The sequence below is a fragment of the Sporolactobacillus mangiferae genome, from assembly GCF_023336505.1.
Taxonomy (GTDB): domain Bacteria; phylum Bacillota; class Bacilli; order Bacillales; family Sporolactobacillaceae; genus Sporolactobacillus; species Sporolactobacillus mangiferae.
In genome coordinates this window covers 318,373-336,162 of record NZ_JAMAST010000002.1, presented here as the reverse complement: position 1 = coordinate 336,162, position 17,790 = coordinate 318,373, and the positions used below count along the sequence as shown (strand labels likewise).

14 protein-coding genes, 1 tRNA gene and 1 riboswitch are annotated in these 17,790 nt (G+C 44.6%); of the genes, 9 read left to right on the top strand and 6 right to left on the bottom strand.

Annotation, left to right across the window (positions count from 1 at the left end):
• The first annotated feature begins 106 nt into the window (after positions 1-106).
• The gene (locus tag M3N64_RS03940; RefSeq protein ID WP_249098338.1) at positions 107-400 is read left to right on the top strand and encodes a YggT family protein; all 294 of its coding nucleotides are present in this window, start codon (positions 107-109) and stop codon (positions 398-400) included.
• A 243-nt stretch (positions 401-643) separates the two neighbouring features.
• On the opposite strand, the gene M3N64_RS03935 is transcribed toward M3N64_RS03940, so the two are convergent.
• Both M3N64_RS03935 and M3N64_RS03930 read right to left on the bottom strand, forming a co-directional pair.
• Complete coding sequence (locus M3N64_RS03935; protein WP_249098335.1) at positions 644-2,584, bottom strand: ABC transporter ATP-binding protein/permease; 1,941 nt, start codon at positions 2,582-2,584, stop codon at positions 644-646.
• A 413-nt stretch (positions 2,585-2,997) separates the two neighbouring features.
• A tRNA-Ala gene (locus M3N64_RS03930) sits at positions 2,998-3,070 on the bottom strand.
• 273 nt (positions 3,071-3,343) lie between these two features.
• Between M3N64_RS03930 and bcaP the strand changes: the two genes are divergently transcribed.
• From bcaP to hemH, 3 genes are all read left to right on the top strand, one after another.
• On the top strand, positions 3,344-4,759 hold the full coding sequence (bcaP, locus tag M3N64_RS03925) for a branched-chain amino acid transporter BcaP (protein WP_368389888.1): 1,416 nt from the start codon (positions 3,344-3,346) through the stop codon (positions 4,757-4,759).
• A 194-nt stretch (positions 4,760-4,953) separates the two neighbouring features.
• Entirely contained in the window at positions 4,954-7,104 is a 2,151-nt protein-coding gene (locus tag M3N64_RS03920) for a transglycosylase domain-containing protein (protein WP_249098330.1), read from the top strand.
• Between the two features lie 381 nt (positions 7,105-7,485).
• Positions 7,486-8,436, top strand: coding sequence for a ferrochelatase (gene hemH, locus M3N64_RS03915; RefSeq protein WP_249098327.1), 951 nt, complete (start codon positions 7,486-7,488; stop codon positions 8,434-8,436).
• Positions 8,437-8,525: 89 nt separating this feature from the next.
• Here the strand turns inward: hemH and M3N64_RS03910 are convergent, their stop codons facing one another.
• Positions 8,526-9,176, bottom strand: a complete 651-nt coding sequence (locus M3N64_RS03910; protein WP_249098324.1) for a histidine phosphatase family protein — start codon at positions 9,174-9,176, stop codon at positions 8,526-8,528.
• A gap of 227 nt (positions 9,177-9,403) precedes the next feature.
• Here M3N64_RS03910 and lplA point away from each other — a divergent pair, with 227 nt between their 5' ends.
• From lplA to M3N64_RS03895, 3 genes are all read left to right on the top strand, one after another.
• Positions 9,404-10,393, top strand: coding sequence for a lipoate--protein ligase (gene lplA / locus M3N64_RS03905; RefSeq protein WP_249098322.1), 990 nt, complete (start codon positions 9,404-9,406; stop codon positions 10,391-10,393).
• A gap of 98 nt (positions 10,394-10,491) precedes the next feature.
• A complete protein-coding gene (locus M3N64_RS03900) occupies positions 10,492-11,760 on the top strand; it encodes a M48 family metallopeptidase (protein ID WP_249098318.1) in 1,269 nt (422 codons plus the stop codon).
• A 301-nt stretch (positions 11,761-12,061) separates the two neighbouring features.
• On the top strand, positions 12,062-13,159 hold the full coding sequence (locus M3N64_RS03895) for a D-alanine--D-alanine ligase (RefSeq protein ID WP_249098314.1): 1,098 nt from the start codon (positions 12,062-12,064) through the stop codon (positions 13,157-13,159).
• Between the two features lie 186 nt (positions 13,160-13,345).
• Here M3N64_RS03895 and M3N64_RS03890 read toward each other — a convergent pair whose 3' ends face one another.
• Positions 13,346-14,293 carry a 3D domain-containing protein gene (locus M3N64_RS03890; protein WP_249098311.1) on the bottom strand — a complete coding sequence of 316 codons (948 nt, stop codon included), beginning with the start codon at positions 14,291-14,293 and terminating at the stop codon, positions 13,346-13,348.
• Between the two features lie 380 nt (positions 14,294-14,673).
• On the opposite strand from M3N64_RS03890, the gene M3N64_RS03885 reads away from it, so the two are divergent.
• Together M3N64_RS03885 and M3N64_RS03880 are read left to right on the top strand one after the other, a co-directional pair.
• Positions 14,674-15,189 (top strand): acyl-CoA thioesterase, encoded by a 516-nt coding sequence (locus M3N64_RS03885; protein WP_249098308.1) that lies wholly within the window; start codon positions 14,674-14,676, stop codon positions 15,187-15,189.
• Between the two features lie 98 nt (positions 15,190-15,287).
• Positions 15,288-15,383, top strand: a complete 96-nt coding sequence (locus tag M3N64_RS03880) for a YjcZ family sporulation protein (protein ID WP_093673370.1) — start codon at positions 15,288-15,290, stop codon at positions 15,381-15,383.
• 151 nt (positions 15,384-15,534) lie between these two features.
• Here M3N64_RS03880 and M3N64_RS03875 read toward each other — a convergent pair whose 3' ends face one another.
• Positions 15,535-16,137 carry an ECF transporter S component gene (locus M3N64_RS03875; protein WP_249098305.1) on the bottom strand — a complete coding sequence of 201 codons (603 nt, stop codon included), beginning with the start codon at positions 16,135-16,137 and terminating at the stop codon, positions 15,535-15,537.
• Positions 16,138-16,342: 205 nt separating this feature from the next.
• Positions 16,343-16,470, bottom strand: a riboswitch (FMN riboswitch).
• A 264-nt stretch (positions 16,471-16,734) separates the two neighbouring features.
• Positions 16,735-17,649 (bottom strand): 1,4-dihydroxy-2-naphthoate polyprenyltransferase, encoded by a 915-nt coding sequence (locus tag M3N64_RS03870; RefSeq protein WP_249098302.1) that lies wholly within the window; start codon positions 17,647-17,649, stop codon positions 16,735-16,737.
• Between the last annotated feature and the right edge of the window lie 141 nt (positions 17,650-17,790).

The following is a 17,790-nucleotide window of genomic DNA, read 5'->3' as shown; positions in this document are numbered from 1 at the left end:
TTATTTCTGTTTGACTGAGATTGCATTATCCCTTAACATGTAAATCAGTAATGCATTTTGCAGACAAGGTTGCCGGGAACAATTGTAGAGGAGAGGAAGCGGACAAGTGAAACGAAAAAATACAGGCATGTTTCCTAAATTGATCAGTATTTTGCTGACTTTTGTTCAAGTCGTGATTGCTTTATATATTTTACTTCAGTTTTTTGGTGCCAATCCGACGCCCTTCGTTAATTTCCTGAACAGCTTGAGTGAGCCGATTCTTAAACCATTTCAGGGAATCTTTCATCCGATCATATTTAATGAACATACCCTTGATCTTTCCGCTGTTTTTGCGTTAATTGTATATAGCATCATTGGCTTTGGCATTCAAAAGATATTAGCCATTTTAAAGATAAAATGAAACAACGGATCAGTAACGATCCGTTGTTTTTTAGTGCGCTTCAATTTACACTTTAAGTGCGCCCGCGGCTAGCGAGCAGATGGAGTGTCCGTCAGATGCAGGATCAACGGCAAAGGACCAGGCTTAGCCAAATCTTTCTAACAGCTTGAAAGTATATAACTTTCATCCAAACCAACAAAATACTATTATGCCTGAGCATTAAAGCGGTGGCTCGAGAGGATTGCGGAATCAGCGTGGCTGAATTTAGTCAAACTTCCTCAGAGATTCGACCGGATCGAGATTGGCCGCTTTTGATGAAGGCGCAAGTCCGGCAATCACGCTGATACCGACGCTGACAAGTATACCAAACAGCACGAACGGTACTGTAACGTCAAGCAGGGCCACATGCATATGCGGGCGGGCAATGGCGTTGCCGATGGACGCAGCGATTGAGGCAAGCGCAACGCCGATGATGCCGCTGAAAAGGCCAAGCAGGCTGGCCTCCGAAAAGAACAGATGGCGAATATCCTTGCGTCTTGCTCCAATCGCGCGAAGGATACCAATCTCCTTTGTCCGTTCGGTTACGCTGATATAAAGCACGACGATAATCATAATTGCGGACACGAGCAAAGAGATCCCGGCGATACCTGCCAGCACGTAAGAAGCGAGCGAGATGTACAGGTTCAATGAATCCAGAAACGCTCCGGCGCCCTGAACGGTATAGCCGTGTTTTTTGAAATAATCCTGAACGATTTTCACATGTTCAATTTGATCAATGTTGACTGTTGCCAGGTTCGCTTTCAAAGTCAGGTGATGCGCGTCATACATTTCCTGAAGCGTTTGATAATCAGCAGTCAAAAGGCCCATTTGAGCGTTTCCGTTGAAAATAGCGGAAATTTTTAACTTTTTCTGCATGACAATCGGCTGCTGGTTTTTATCGGTGATTGTTACATAGAAAGTCGCTGTTTTTCCGATCAGGCTGTTTGGCTTTCTGGACAGTTGTTTTGCAACATCCTTGCTCAGCCCAATTTCATTTTTCCCGGGGCGATGGCTGCCTTTCGCAAGATCTTTTTCAGGAACGGCGCTGTCGACTGTTTGAAAGTACTGCGGAACGGCCAGTTTGTCACCAACCTTGACACGAGTCGCAGAAAGAAAGAGTCCTTTTTCGGCAGAAGTCACATGCTTGACCTTTTTCATTTTTTCCAGATCGCTGCTTGAGACGGCCGCTGATTTTTTTATCTGGCTGCTCTCACCATCTTGCTGGCTGATGCCTTTCTTTGTCAGCTGTACAACTGTCGGATTGATTGTCTTCATGATTTCATCATGAATATATGTTTGTACACCGTTACCGAGAGCTAGCATGACGATGATGCTGAATATGCCGATTGCCCCGCCAATCGTCACAAGAATATTGCGTTTCAGATTATGGCGAATGTTATCCAGAGCCATTTTGAACGTGGCCGCCATGCTTAAATTTTTTGTTTTTGATGTTTCACGATGCTTGGGAACAGGATAAGCCTCTTTCAGACGAATATCGTCATCAATCTGTCCATCGTCAATTTTGATGATGCGTGTCCCGTAGTCGGCAACTTTCTGCGAGTGTGTAACGGTAATCACCAGTTTACCTTGTTTTGCTATATCATCGAGAAGCTTCATAATCTGTTCGCTGTTTTTCTTATCAAGAGCTCCGGTTGGCTCGTCAGCCAGGATAATATCCGGATTATTCGCCAGTGCCCTGGCGATGGCGACTCGCTGTTTCTGTCCACCAGAGAGCTGGTTGGGGCGTTTGTGCAAATGATCGCCCAGTCCGACCGTGATCAGCAAATTTTTGGCATGAGCGATACGTTCTTTTTCCGACATGGATGTCATTTTTAACGTGATCAGTACGTTGCTTAGAACACTCATATGATTGATCAGATTGAAGCTTTGAAAGATAAAACCAACATTCGTTTTTCGATAGTCGTCCAGTTCCTTTTCCTTCATCTCATGCAACGCTTTGCCGTTAATCAGTACGTCACCGCTGTAATCCTTGTCCATTCCGCCGATAATATTCATCAGCGTCGATTTTCCGCCACCGGATTCACCAAGGATGGAGATAAATTCACCGCGCTCCATTTGCAGGTCAATACCATGTAAAACCGGAAATTTCTGTTTTCCTGTAAGCTTGTACGACTTGTGAATGTCCCTTAATTCAATATAACTCATTGCTGTCCTCCAGTTATTTGTCTATTCCCACCTTGCAGAGCGGCGGGTTTCAATCTTGCGGTTTGCCCTTTCATAAATTTATTGTACGAGCTGCCAGCCGGAAATTGATCAGCCTTTGGAGCAGAATAATATAAGCCTGAAGACCGATCTTGCGTCATTTGTCTGTAATCAGTGTAGCAATGAAAAGAATCCGGTATTAGTGATTTTCATCCGAAGGAAGCATGACATTTGTCATTTAATTGGACAAGTTGGATTGAAGCGCCAACGATACATTAAGCATACAAAAAACCTCCGAGGATAAGTTTCTGAAAACTTACCCTCAGAGGTTCAAAACGAATCAAGAACAGGTCTGTTCTTGAACGCTATGCAGATTTTCACTCTTTTGCTTAAAAATCCCTTAACAGCGCGGTTAATGGAGCATAGGGGGATCGAACCCCTGACCTCTGCCATGCGAAGGCAACGCTCTCCCAGCTGAGCTAATGCCCCAAAAAGATTACGACACAGATTATACTGCGCAGAACAATGCAGGTCAACACATAAAACAATTCTGTCTAAACATACTTATTACAATAATCATGATAATGATTATATTATAAAAATAAAGGAAATTATAAATTTTAATAAAATTAAATGATTAAGTCAATAAAATATTTAAATTTTTTTATAAAATCAGTGGATTTGATGTTAATTTTTCTAACATTTAAGGTATAATTGTCTTTGAAATTATTTTTCAATCCATTTTAAAAGGAGACGTTGGTAGTGAGTATCTTTAAAACGAAACCGATTGCCAGCCTGATCGCTGAGACAGAAGGAAAGCAAGGGTTAAAGAAAGCGCTTGGCGCGACAGACCTGACTCTGCTTGGGATCGGTGCAGTTATCGGTACAGGTATCTTTGTCTTGACCGGCGTAGCAGCAGCTAACTATTCGGGTCCGGCTCTGATTATTTCCTTTATATTGTCCGGTTTGGCCTGCTTTTTTGCCGCTCTGTGCTATGCCGAGTTTTCTTCAACCGTTCCAGTGGCCGGAAGTGCCTATACATACAGCTACGCTGCTCTTGGAGAAATCTGGGCATGGATTATCGGCTGGGATTTGATTCTTGAATATGCAGTTGCGATCAGTGCAGTTGCAATCGGATGGTCCGGTTATGCTGTTACTCTGCTGAGCAGCATCGGGATTGATCTTCCTAAGGCCATTACTTCGGCCCCGCTTGATGGTGGTGTCGTCAATCTTCCAGCAATGATTATCATTGCTTTAATCAGCTGGCTGCTCATTTCCGGTATCCGTCAGACATCCAACCTGAACGGCATTATTGTTGCAATTAAATTAATTGTCATTGCATTATTTATTGTTCTTGCAGTCTGGCATATAAAACCGGCGAACTGGCATCCGTTTATGCCGTTTGGTTTTAATGGCGTTGTTTCCGGTGCAGCTGTTATTTTCTTCGCTTACATTGGATTTGATGCGGTTTCTACTGCAGCCGAAGAGACAAGGAATCCTCAGAAAAATCTGCCGCGCGGAATTCTCTTTTCTCTGCTCATCTGCACGGCATTGTACATTGTTGTTTCCGGTATTCTGACCGGCGTTGTGAAATATACCGCCTTTAAACATACTTCTGCTCCGGTTGCCTTTGCTCTCCAGCAAATCGGAATTAACTGGGGTTCTGCTCTTGTGTCGGTTGGCGCGATCTGTGGCATTACCTCTGTTCTGCTTGTGATCACATACGGACAGACACGTATTTTCTTTGCAATGGCACGTGACGGCTTGATTCCTAAGCTGTTTGGAAAAGTGAGTGAAAAGCATCAGACACCGGTTACTTCCACTTTGCTTGTTGCTGTCGTAACGATTATTACAGCTGGTTTTCTGCCCATTGGCATTGTTGCCGAGCTTGCAAATATCGGGACACTTTTTGCTTTCGTCATTGTTGCGATCGGTATCATTGTGCTGCGTATTAGAAAACCGGAATTAAAACGTGGATTCAGAACCCCATGGGTACCCGTTGTGCCTATTCTGGCAGTGCTCTCCTGTCTTTATCTGATCATCCATCTGCAGGCGGCAACGCTCATTCGTTTTGTCGTCTGGTTTGCCATCGGCATGGTTGTCTATTTCCTGTACAGCAGACGCCACAGTGCATTGCAGCAAGGCGTGGTTTCATCCGGTCAGGAAAAAGTCGAATAAGCATATGACTGCAGCCTGTTTATCAGTCAGAACAGCTTGTGTCCTTAGAGGATCCAGGCTGTTTTTTTGTCCCTATCCTGTCAAAATTTTTTCTAAATGCTGCGCAATTTATTATTTTTTGCTAATGTGTTAAGAGAAATTGCAAAGACTACATAGTAAGTTTGATTGGGTTTTGTGGAAAGGCGTGAAGGAAAATGGATCGAAGCAAGCTGAAAACGCGAATGTTTCAGGCCGCTTATTTCGTGATCGGAGCGGCAATCGTTGGTCTACTTTTCTATTTTTTTGTTCTGCTGATCGGCAATCATTATACAGATGACGAAAAATTAGTATTGAGCCGGACATCTGTAGTGGTTGACGAACAGGGACACGAGCTTTCGCGTCTGTATGCGGAAAACCGAGATCCGATCACTCTAAAAAAAATACCCCAGCATGTGCAGGACGCTTTTATTGTCACGGAAGATATTCGCTTTTATAAACATTCAGGGATTGATCTCCGTGGAGTGATGCGTGCGCTCGTTACCGATCTGATGGCTGGTGATAAGGCTGAAGGTGCAAGTACGATTACTCAGCAACTCGCACGAAATGCTTATCTTTCCAACGAAAAGACATGGTTTCGAAAATTTAAAGAAGCGGCGATTGCGGTCAGCTTGGAACGGAAGTACAGTAAGAAGCAGATTCTGGAAATGTACCTGAATCAGATTTACTTCGGTCATGGAATCTACGGTGTACAAATGGCATCAAAATTTTTCTTTAACAAAGATGCCAGCCAGCTGACGGAAGATGAGGGAGCACTGCTCGCTGCACTGCCCAAGGGCCCCAACGGCTATTCGCCGATTATGCATTCTGATAAGGCATTGGAGCGGCGTAATCTTGTTCTGTCTTTACTGCAAAAAAATGGCTATTTATCAGCTGAACAAGCCGTCCGTTTAAAAGGAAAAACGCTCGGGCTGAATGTGCATAAAATTCCAACACATCCTGAATTTGATTCCTATCTCGATCTGGTCAAAGAGGAAGCAGCCCGGCAATATCATATCGGTTCAGACGACCTGATTCGCGGTGGTTACAAAATTGTTGTTCCCATGAGCCGGGAAGCGCAGACGGCTTCCTATAACGCATTTAAAAATAATGTCTATTTTCAGGGCAGCAACCCCAATCAGTCTCCGGAAGGTGCTTTTGTTCTGATGAATAAAAATGGTGGTGTTCTGGCGGCTCAGGGCGGACGCAACTATGTACGCGGCAGTTACAATCGGGTAGGTGTCAGGCGTCAGCCTGGTTCTGCTTTTAAGCCGCTCGCGGTATATGGACCGGCTCTTGATACAGGAAAATATCAGCCATATTCCATGCTTCAGGATAAGAAAACCAGTTATAACGGATACAAACCGACAAATTACAGCGGCCGGTATAATGGACAGATGACGATGTATGATGCCATTACCGTTTCGCAGAATGCGCCTGCCGTCTGGCTTCTGGATCAGATCGGTGTCACAACAGGTAAATCATATTTGTCTAAAATGGGGATTGACCTGCCGGATCACGGATTGGCGATTGCACTTGGCGGACTGAGCAAAGGTGTGTCTCCGCTGCAAATGGCATCGGCATATACAACTTTTGATAATAATGGGAACCAGTCACAGCCGTTCTTTATTCAGGCAATATATGATCATCAAGGGAAAAAAATCGGAGAAGCCAGGCCGACATCTAAGAAAATTTTCTCAAAGCAAACCGCCTGGTATATGACGCGCATGTTGCAGTCGGTGATGAAAAACGGCACGGGGCAGGCAGGTTACAGCCAGGCCTCCATTGCCGGAAAAACCGGGTCTACAGCTTATACGAAAAATGGTCTGCGTGATGCATGGTTTGTCGGTTATACTCCGGATACAGTTGGCGCTGTGTGGATTGGATACGATCAAACCAATAAAAAGAATTATTTAACCGGATCAAGCGATGATGCCGTACGTCTGTTTAAATCGGTAATTAATGCTACTCCGAACGAAAGCAGACTTGCCTTTCAGAAGCCCGATGGTGTTACGGACCTTGACTCGCCGATCCGCATGGCATCGGTGACGAAGCTTACAGCCAAGGGAGTACTCGGCAAATACGCTCTTCCCGCACTGCAGCTGACCTGGGATGCGGCGAGTGACAAGAGGATTGTGTATCGCGTTTACGCGGAAAGTAAGGGAAAAAGTCAGCTTAAAGGTGAAGTTAAAGGAAAAAATACCTATCGCATTGATTTTGTCAATCCAATGAGCAGTGACCGTTACTATGTTGTTCCATACAATTCACAAACAGGAAAAGCAGGAAAGCCCTCACCGACCGTTCAACTGAACTGGTTTTCAAATTTATAGAAGACGTGAATTTCTCGTCAGTGAGGAGTAAAAGAGATAAAATATAAGTAGTTGTCCGTCCTTTGTGTCCGACCGTGCGTATATAACTTAAAGGGGTATCGTATAAGGTGCAGCATTGAGCGTTTGTGAACATGATGAAAGAGGTAGAGGACCTTCTGTTGAAGTGCAAAATCCATCATGTCCTTTGGAAAGTACACGCTGCGCGGAACGCGAATGCCATCGTATTCCGTGAACATAAGACCGGGCTAAGCCTTGTTTTTCTAATACTATTAAGAAAGTTTAAAATTCAGCGGATTATCGTATAAGTGCGACGGTGACTTCGCCCATGTCAAAAGCTTGGCAAAGCCAGGTTTTTCTAAAATGAGAAAGGTGTTGGAAGAAATGAGTAAACAGCAGATCGGTTTGCTGATTATGGCCTACGGAACACCATACAAGAAGGAAGATATTGTTCCTTACTATACCGCAATCCGGCATGGAAGAAGGCCCAGTGACGAACAGATTGACGATCTTACACGTCGTTATGAAGCAATCGGTGGCGTGTCCCCACTGGCAAGACTGACACAGGAACAGGCCGATGCATTGGCAGAACGCCTGAATGCGCTGCAGACGGAGTATACGTTTCGTTCCTATCTCGGTTTGAAATATATACAGCCATTTATCGAAGGCGCGGTTGCAGCCATGGAAAAAGACGGAGTGAAGCAGGCGGTCTCGTTAGCGCTTGCGCCGCATTACTCTCGTTTTAGTGTCCAGTCTTATATTGACCGTGCTCAGTCCAAAGCAGCAGAACTTGGAGGAATCAGCATCGTGTCACTGAAAAGCTGGTTCACGGAAAAGAAATTCATAGAATTCTGGGCTAATTCAGTTCGAGCCATTTATGATCAAATACCGCAAAATGAACACGATCAAACCGTTGTCCTGTTTACCGCCCACAGCCTTCCGGAACGAATACTCAAAGATGGCGACCCCTATCCGGAGCAGGTTAAGCAGACAGCGCTTGCCATTGTTGACGCTGCACGAATCGGTAATTATGCTCAGGCATGGCAAAGTGCGGGCAAGACCGGAGAACCTTGGCTTGGACCGGATGTTCTTGAAGAAATTAAAAGCTTAAGGCGGGATAAAAAATACACACATTTTATTTTCTGTCCGATCGGTTTTGTCTCTGAGCATCTGGAAGTGCTCTATGACAACGATCAGAGATGCCGTCAGCTTGTTGAGTCTCTGGGCGCCGCTTACTATCGGCCGCAAATGCCTGATACTGATCCGCTTTTCATTGATGCGCTCGCCTCGGCTGTTTTGAATGCATGCCAGGATTTGCACGTGTCTGCGCAATGAGCAGCACACGATTCATTAAAATGATCGGGTGACAGAAAAAATCCACCAGTGCAATTTCACTGGTGGATTTTTTCTGCTGAATAAGGCCATTATAAATTTTCTGTTCTTCCAATATAGGCAATTTTGAACACGCCGTTTTCAAAAATGATTTTGGTAACGCTCGTATTTTCAATAGAAGTGACGTGTATTTTTCCTTCAGAAAGCATATAAATCAGACAGGCTATGTATAAAGCGTGGCTGACTGCCAGGATGTTTTCTTCTTCGCCATGTACAATAGTACTAAGGATTGCCTGAATCCGTTTTTTAACATCATCATAGCTTTCTGCAAGCCCGGTCGTGTCTAATGACTTCAATGCAGCCAGAGCATTGATTTTAGCTTCATCCGGAGAGTCACCGCGCAAATCGGGATCCTCCATTGCCTTGCTGACTGCTTTCCACATCTGATCATTGTGATCGCCTTCAAACTGGCCAAAGCTGATCTCACGGAGATTCTTTGTTTCTATAACAGAGAGATCAGGATTTAAAGAATGGTCGATAATCAGCCTGGACGTTCGTCTGGTACGTCCGAGATCACTTGAGTAGGCTGCATCAAAGGAGATTCCCTGTGATTTAAAAAGCTCGCCAAGTTCAGTCGCTTTCTGCTCGCCGATGTCTGTCAGTGGCGTGTCGGAAATGCCCTGTACTTTACTCAGGTGATTAAACAATGTCCGTCCATGTCTCACGAAATAAATGGTCTTCATTAGAAACCTCCCAATCGGCAGGCAATAAAAAACAAGTCTGCCGTTCATAGGTAATCTGCCCATCTCAGAATAGCTTAATTTCACTGTATTTGTAAAGCAGTGAGCAAGAGATGAGCGAATAATCATTATGAATTTATTTCAGTATATATGATATTGCTAGACGGAAAGTGGTCCCGGAATTAAGATGAATAAAGAGATTCATTCATAGTGATGGAGGTAAGAAAAAAATGATCTATTTAAATAATCATGATCTGCTTGATCAAACCTTGAATTTCGCACTTGAGGAATATGCATTGAACAATCTGTCAATCGATGAAACCTATCTGATGTTCTATCGAATGACACCGACGGTGATTGTTGGCCGTAACCAAAATACAATGGAAGAAATTAATATGGACTATATTACAAATCATGAGATCACAGTCACCCGCCGTCTGTCCGGAGGAGGAGCAGTATATAATGATCCAGGCAATCTGAGTTTCAGCTTCATTGCTAAGGACGATGGTGACAGCTTTAATAACTATAAGAAATTCACTGAACCGGTGATTCGTGCACTGCGTCATATGGGTGTGGACGCAAAGCTTGAAGGAAGAAATGATATGACTGTTGATGGGAAAAAAATTTCAGGAAATGCTCAGTTTGTCACCCAGGGACGTATTTTCAGCCACGGAACATTGCTGTTTGACGTCAACCTCGATCATGTTTCCCAGGCACTGCGTCCTGATAAAGCAAAATACGAATCGAAAGGCATTAAATCAGTGCGCAGCCGTGTGACTAATATTCGTGAGCATTTAGCAGAAGATATGGATATACATCAATTTAAGGTGCAGCTGCTTCACTATATTTTTGAGGGTGCGGAACACATACCGGAATACAGACTGACTGATGAGGATTGGACATCCATTATTAATATTGCAAAAAAGCGCTATCGGAATTGGGACTGGGTGTATGGGAAATCGCCTGAATTCAACGTACATAAAGCGAAGCGTTTTCCCGGAGGGCGCGTTGATTTTCGTCTAAATGTAAAAAAGGGAATCATTGAACACCTGTCCATTTTCGGAGACTTTTTTGGCGTCGGAGATATTCACGAATTCGAAAAACGGCTGACTGGCATAAAATACGAACCAGACATTCTTTCGAAAGAACTGAAAAGCATCGATTGTCACTACTACTTTGGGAAAATCAGTAAAGATGAACTTCTGTCGGCTCTTTTTTAAATCAGTTCTAAACGAGCGTGCCGCCGACTAAGTTGATAGTAGGCAGCCCGTCCTTAATGGGGGCGGGTTACTTTAAGTTGTGAAAGAGGGGATGCTGCTTGAGGAGAAAAAAACTGATTTTCTGGTTTGTCGCTTTATATACACTCTATTTGCTTGTCATGGCCATCTACTTTTTTACTTTAGTCAAATCAGGTATACCGGATAAGATGAAAGGAACTGCAGTTGACCCTTCTTTGTTTATGAGCCGGCAGCAGCTGGGGGAAGCAGATCATTTAAATGCATGGCGGCATTTTCTTTCTTTTGCAGCGATTCCGCTTGACTGGGGAATCTATTTAATTGTGCTGATTGGCGGTATCTCTCTATGGCTCAGGAAACATGCAGAGCGGCTATCACCTTTTTTTCTCGTGCAGCTGTTTCTCTGCTATGTTGCGCTGACGCTCATTACAGCGCTTGTATTCCTGCCGGTTGACTTTGCCTCTTATCAGCTATCATTGTATTATGGCATCTCCGTTCAGCCATTAACGGACTGGCTGAAGGATCAGGGGATCAGCACAGCAATCAGCACGCTGACCGGTTTTGTCTGTATGAGTGCCGTCTTTTTCTTGATTCGCAGATACCCGCGGGGTTGGTGGTTTCCGGCATGGTTGCTGGCGATCCCGTTTATTCTGTTTATGATGTACATCCAGCCTGTTGTCATTGATCCGCTCTACAATCATTTCCAGCCGCTTCAGGATGGTGAGCTGAAATCGGAAATTTTGAATTTGGCGACGAGGGCCGGTATACCCGCTCACAATGTTTATGAAGTGGACATGTCAAATGAGACCAATGCAATGAATGCTTATGTGAATGGCATTGGTTCACATTTGCGGATCGTGTTGTGGGATACAACGGTCCACCGCCTCAATCATCGTGAGGTTCTGTTTGTCATGGCTCATGAGATGGGACATTATGTGATGCATCATATTATTTGGGGGACTGTGCTGGCGCTTGGCGGCCTTCTCGTCATTCTCTGGCTTGCAGCCAAAATACATCTGTGGGCAAGTGTGCGCTGGGGTGCGAGAATAAATGTCTTTCATCCGGGTGACCTGGCCGCGCTGCCCATGCTGCTGCTGATACTGTCACTTTTGTCGTTTGCCGCAGAGCCAGTGCAAAATGCGGCCTCACGGCATTTCGAACGGCAGGCTGATCAATACGCCATCGAAATGACTCAGGATAAAAAAGCGGCTATTTCCTCTTTTCAGAAGCTGTCGGCCTCCAGCCTGAGTGAGATGAATCCTCCGCCACTCGTAAAATGGATTCAGTATGATCACCCAACGATGTTAGAGCGAATAAACTATTTGGAGCACGCAGAACGGACTGGAAAATAGCCGGCCTGATAGAAATTATGTTTTTTTCTGGAAGTCAGTTCGCTCTGGATAAGATTATGCTAAACTAAGTAATTGTCAGGCAGCTTTTCTGACGCTTTTCTGGAGTCTGCCGCCCCAGAATTTTCTTTGGATCTGCAGAGAAAATAATAGCCAGCTGGGTGAAGCCTTTCAGCCTCAAAGAAGTCAGGTGTTCCATATTATAGGAAAATAAAAAGTTTGTAAGTGCGACGGCGGCTTCGCGGGCAAGAGGCTGGGCAAAGCCAGGTAATCATAAACAGCTAAGGAATTGAGGAATTTGAGTATGGCAAATGAAAAAAAAACAGTTGCAGTTTTATATGGCGGAAAATCGACAGAGTACGAAATTTCACTGCTTACAGCTTTTTCCGTTATCAATGCAATCGATTTAACTGAATATCGCGTGCTTCCTGTTTACATTAAGCAGGACGGCAGATGGATTGCCGGAGATGAAATCACTGAGAAGCTTGCTTATAAGGATCAGCTGCTGCTTAAAGAAAATGCAGAGGCGGAGGCGCTGGTTCAGCATTGGCTCGCTCCATCAGCACCGGTAAATGTCCGGCGTCCGGATATTGTTTTTCCGCTGCTTCATGGACCGAACGGGGAGGACGGTACGGTTCAAGGCCTGTTCGAGCTGCTGAATATTGCCTATGTCGGCTCTGGTGTGGCAGGATCGAGCGTCGGAATGGATAAAGTGCTCATGAAGGATGTCTTCGCGGCTCATGGCATTCCAGGTCCGAAGTATGCATCGGTTTCACGCTATGACTGGGATCACGACGCGCCGAAAGTCATTTTGAAGATCAAAAATATGATCGGTTATCCTTGCTTTGTGAAGCCGGCAAATTGTGGCTCGAGTGTCGGTATCAGCAAATGCCTGAGCGAGACAGAACTCTCAGCCGCTGTAACGGAAGCATTCCTGTACGACTCCAAGGTAATTATTGAGGAAGGAATCGTTGGACGTGAAGTGGAAATCGGTGTCATCGGCAATCATGAACTCTCTGTTTCCGTTCCAGGTGAAATTATTACGAAAAATGCATCTTTCTATGACTATCAGTCCAAGTATCAGGAAGGTGAGAGCACTTTAGTGATTCCAGCCGATTTGCCTGATAAAGTTCAGGCAGAACTGGAAGAAGTTGCGAAACGTGCTTTTTCCGTATTGAACCTGTCTGGTCTGGCACGTGTCGATGTGTTTATCCGTGATAAGGATCAGCGTGTGATCATCAATGAGGTGAACACGATGCCTGGCTTTACGCAATTCAGTATGTTTCCGCTCCTCTGGCAACATACTGGCCTTTCCTATCGAAAGCTGATTGAGAAGCTGATTGAACTCGGAATTGAAAAACATCTTGAAAGGCAGAAAATTCATTATCGCATTGAAAAATAACCAACAGATAGCCTGAATGCTGCTGTTAAGAGGATGCTCGGTGGCTTATCCGCTGCCGGGCATTTCTCTGTTCTATCCCGTGGTATTTTCGTTCAAGCGGCGTCCTTGCTTCCTTAAGCGAGTCATGGATGGTTCATAGAGTATAAAAAAAGCCTGCCTGATTGTGATCAGACAAGCTTTGGTTTATTAATGAAGGATGGTAACAGTTAATGTTTTTCGCCCAAAATTAAGTGCCTGTGCGCGTGTCGCAAAGTGGACATCAATACGATTTCCTTTAATCGCTCCACCTGTGTCACCAGCGGTGTAGATACCGTATCCGGGAATCCTGACACGAGATCCAAGCGGGATAACGCTCGGGTCAACTGCAATTACTTTTGCGCCTGGATTGCTGTGAAAGTCAATACCTGTAGCTGAGCGACCGCCCAGCGAATAGCTCGTTGCTTCAACGGTAATGGTTTTCCCGGATGGCGCAGTAGATTGTGATTGAGCAGGACTCGTGGTGTTTTCCACGTCTGCCTTATCTTTTGCGGCCTCTTTTTCACGCTCGGCGGCTTTTTTCGCTGCCTCGTTTGCTGCCTTTCGTGCTGCTTCTTCAGCTATTTTTTTCGCCTTTGCTTCGGCGGCTTTTTGTGCTCGCTCTTTGGCTTCTTTTTTTTCTTGGGATTTAATTTCAGCAAGCCGTTTTTGATTTTCTTTTGCTTCATCGGTTTGGCGATATACTGTATAGAGTGCTGTTTTTGTGTCAGAACCGATAAGGCCGCGCTTGCTGTTTCCCTGATTTGCTTCAAACGCGTTGACAGCCTGTAGCGTCTGATCGCTGAATTTGCCGTCAATTTCACCGCTGTAATAACCCAGCTTTTGAAGCACAGCTTGAAGTTCCTCGACTTTTGGTCCGGAATCTCCTTGCTGAAGCAAACTATTTCCGAATATTATGTTAACTTCTTGATTGTCTGTTTGACTCGTCGGAGTGTTTGCTGCGAACCCTACCGCATGAATGCGTTCAGGATTCTTATTTTTGATATTGTGGCTATCATTTGTACTGCCCGTCTTGGCGAGAGCAATTGTCGTCGGCGTCAAAATACCGAGACATACAGTTAAGCTCGTCATGGCCGTCAGCCTTTTAATGATATTCATAAAGAACCTCCTTAGGTGATCAAGCCAAGTGCTTGGCACTTGGTTCCCATCCAACAAGGGTTATTCTAGCGTGTGAATATCTCAGGCATGTTTTAACAACATTACAGTTCTGTAACACTAGATCAATATTATTCATTTTGTCAATACAATTTTCGCTAAAAATTTATATTTTTTTATGGAAAAAAATGTACATGAAGAATTCTCGGATCGCTTGTCCAAAAAGGAAAAATCTTGCGTTTTTCTCGGCCGCTTTGTATCGGTAGCCATAAAAGTGAGCTACAATAGATATAAAATGTTTGGTAATCAGAATATGTAAATTGATCCGAATGAAATTTCAGGAAAGATCGATATATTTAGTTAGTCTAAGGAGCGATTCATTTATGGAGGCAAAAAAAGCAAGTGAGTCCTTGTCAGTAACTTCCGTTCATGTATTACCGAATGATACGAATAATCACGGTACATTTTTCGGAGGGAAACTCATGATGCATGTGGATAATATTGCTGCAATTGCAGCCACACGGCATGCACGAAGTCTTGTCGTAACTGCATCGATTGATTCCGTTGATTTTTTGCGTCCGATTCATGCCGGTTCAGCTGTATGTCTGGAAGCTTTTGTTACCTGGGCACATCATACTTCAATGGAAGTGTTTGTCAAAATCGTTGAAGAAAATCTGCGAACAGGAGCACGCCATTTATGCACGACCTGTTTTTTGACGTTTGTCGCGTTAGACAATGCCGGGAAGCCGCAGCCGGTACCTGGAGTGGTTCCAGAAAGTGAGGAGGAGCGTTTTCTTTTCGATTCAGCGGAGGACCGTTATTTACGCCGTAAAAATCGAAGGAAAGACACGAAGACATTTATCGACAAGCTTACCCTGGAAAAGCCGTGGAGGAATTAATCCTTGATGTCCACACCAAATAAAGACACCTGCATACCATGTAGTATTGAGCCGAGACGCATGCTCAATAAATATCAAATGAAGGAGCGAGTGACGATATGGGTGCACCAAGCGGCGGATACAGCGGCAGCTTTGCGTTAATCGTTGTTCTGTTCATTTTGCTGATCATTGTAGGTACTGCCTACGTCTATTAATGTTTGTATGACAAAAGACACTCACGTGTTTTTTACGCGGGTGTCTTTTGTCATGCTTAAGCATCGAAGCGTCGCTGTGTCTGCGAAGCAAGCAGACATAGCGACGAACAGATCCGAAGATTGCAGATAGGGTTGCCTGGTTTTCCTTACGTCAGAGAGCTGCACGTTTTTGAATGAATTTTTTCAGCCGCGCGCTGACTGGAAGCATAATTAATGTAAGAATGATTCCTTTAAGTAAATTAAAGGGCATGACGCCATAAACAATCAGTGTGAGCAGGCTGTGTATGCTCCGGTTTGCGGATTGAGCCATGCCGACAGCAGCGTCAACGCTAAGACCAAGGAACAGCGCATAGCCCGGAAAAACAAGATAATAGTTTACCACGGCCATAATGACGGTCATTAAAAGGGTGGCAGTTCCCATACCGGCAAGGAGCGAAAGAGCAGTCGATTTACGTCGATAGAAAAGCCAGGTGACGACGATGAAAATCGAGCCTGCGACAAAGTTGGCAAATTCACCGACCGGCACAACGGTCAGTGAGCCGGCTAAAAGTACATGTAAGCAATTTTTAATTGCCTCAATTGCAATTCCCGCCCCAGGACCAAGAATCAGTGCTCCAACCAGTGCCGGAAGATCACTGAAGTCCAGGGTAAGGAATACTGGCAGCAAAGGAACCGGGAAAGCAATCAGCATAATCAGGAAGCCAAGTGCTGCAAGCAGCGAAATCAGAACAAGTTTCTTTAATGAAGCATTCATTTCAGATACCCCCGTAAGATATAGATTATTGGGGCTCATGCGCAGCGTCACGTAAACTTGGATGATTGAGCGGATGGACATTTCTTCAGGAATGGTTTCGCGCGTCACCCAAATAAAAGAGCCCGAGGGAATATTTCCTCGGGCTCAAACACAATCAATCGTTAAAGGTGCAACAAAACATGCACAGAAAAAAAGACACTGCTACATGACCCTTCTTTCATCCAGACTCTACTGTCGGTTCCGGCTTTTTACCGGATCTGCCTTGCGGCTCGCGGACTCTGACTTCTCGTCAATACCGCCGGTCGGGAATTTCACCCTGCCCTGAAGGAATTATCATATTCAATTAACAAAGCCATTATACACCCGCTTAAATTAAAAGGGCAACTGATTATTCTCGATCGCAGGTAAACGGGTTTAATAATTATATTTCATGAGACACGGTCGTTGCTTTTTTGTCCGTTTGCTGAACTGAAAGGCGAACATACGCGCTCATATCTTATTTCGATAAGTTAAAGCGAGCCTCAAAGGACGCGAAAAATAAGCGCCGATTATGAATAGTTCAACCAGAGGAGAAAGGCAGCGTGATTCAGCAGGCAATTAAAAGAAGTGATCAATTAACAGCCCAATCGAGAGCAAAATACCAAACAGAGTTTGCATCTGCGCCGTTGCTTTCATTGCAGGCATCATCTGGATTGCTTTCGTCTTGTTCCGAAATAGCTTAGTCGCCTGAATGGCTTTTGGCAGACTGGCAAATACAAGCAGCAGCCAGGCGGATTCCACGCGTAAAAGCATCAGTCCAATGATCCAGATATATGAAAAGGTAAAAAGAAAGGCAAGCATCGTGATGGCTCTTGGCTGCCCTAATAAAATCGGCAAAGTATGTCTGCCTTTTGCCTGATCTCTGGAAAGGTCCCTTATGTTATTAGCCATATTGATTCCGCCGACCAGAATACCGATTGGAATGGAAATCAGAATACAGTTTACAGTCAGCATTCCTGTTTGGATAAAGAATGAGATCCAGATGATAAATACACCCATGAACAGACCCGAGATTAATTCGCCAAATGGTGTATAGGCGATCGGATACGGACCTCCGGAGTAGAGGTATCCGGTAAGCATGCAAATTGACCCAGCAAGTGCGATCCACCAGCTGCTGTTTACGCAAATGTAGACCCCGATCAGCATTGCAGCGAAACACAGCGAAAAAGCAAGATGAAGGACGGTTTTTGGATGAATGCCGTCTCGTACAATACTCCCGCCGATACCAACGGATTCCGTATCATCGAGTCCGCGCTTATAGTCAAAGTATTCGTTGAATAGGTTGGTTGCAATCTGGATGAGCATTGAGGCAGTCATCATTGCGATAAACAGAGATGGACTTGGGCTCTTTACAGGGAAAACAAGTGCTGTTCCAAGCGCAACAGGAACAAATGATGCGGACAGTGTATGTGGCCGAAGCATTTGCCACCATTTTTTAAAACCGGTATTTTTTTGCAGTTCATATTCCCTCATTATGATCGCTCCCACTGCATTTTTTGTCAGGCTCTATCAAATGAACGCAAGAAATCAAGTTTTGTAGATTTATTTGTTGTATTTTGTCACCAAATCGCCATGATTTCTTTTTCAGTTTATGGAATTAAACGTTTGGTGTCA

What these genes read in the sequence shown, in the direction of transcription:
- lplA (WP_249098322.1), top strand. Translation starts at nt 9,404, where the DNA reads ATGATCTATTTAAATAATCATGATCTGCTTGATCAAACCTTGAATTTC.
- M3N64_RS03895 (WP_249098314.1), top strand. Translation starts at nt 12,062, where the DNA reads ATGGCAAATGAAAAAAAAACAGTTGCAGTTTTATATGGCGGAAAATCG.
- M3N64_RS03875 (WP_249098305.1), bottom strand. Translation starts at nt 16,137, where the DNA reads ATGAATGCTTCATTAAAGAAACTTGTTCTGATTTCGCTGCTTGCAGCA.
- M3N64_RS03910 (WP_249098324.1), bottom strand. Translation starts at nt 9,176, where the DNA reads ATGAAGACCATTTATTTCGTGAGACATGGACGGACATTGTTTAATCAC.
- M3N64_RS03880 (WP_093673370.1), top strand. Translation starts at nt 15,288, where the DNA reads ATGGGTGCACCAAGCGGCGGATACAGCGGCAGCTTTGCGTTAATCGTT.
- hemH (WP_249098327.1), top strand. Translation starts at nt 7,486, where the DNA reads ATGAGTAAACAGCAGATCGGTTTGCTGATTATGGCCTACGGAACACCA.
- M3N64_RS03890 (WP_249098311.1), bottom strand. Translation starts at nt 14,293, where the DNA reads ATGAATATCATTAAAAGGCTGACGGCCATGACGAGCTTAACTGTATGT.
- M3N64_RS03870 (WP_249098302.1), bottom strand. Translation starts at nt 17,649, where the DNA reads ATGAGGGAATATGAACTGCAAAAAAATACCGGTTTTAAAAAATGGTGG.
- M3N64_RS03920 (WP_249098330.1), top strand. Translation starts at nt 4,954, where the DNA reads ATGGATCGAAGCAAGCTGAAAACGCGAATGTTTCAGGCCGCTTATTTC.
- M3N64_RS03935 (WP_249098335.1), bottom strand. Translation starts at nt 2,584, where the DNA reads ATGAGTTATATTGAATTAAGGGACATTCACAAGTCGTACAAGCTTACA.
- M3N64_RS03885 (WP_249098308.1), top strand. Translation starts at nt 14,674, where the DNA reads ATGGAGGCAAAAAAAGCAAGTGAGTCCTTGTCAGTAACTTCCGTTCAT.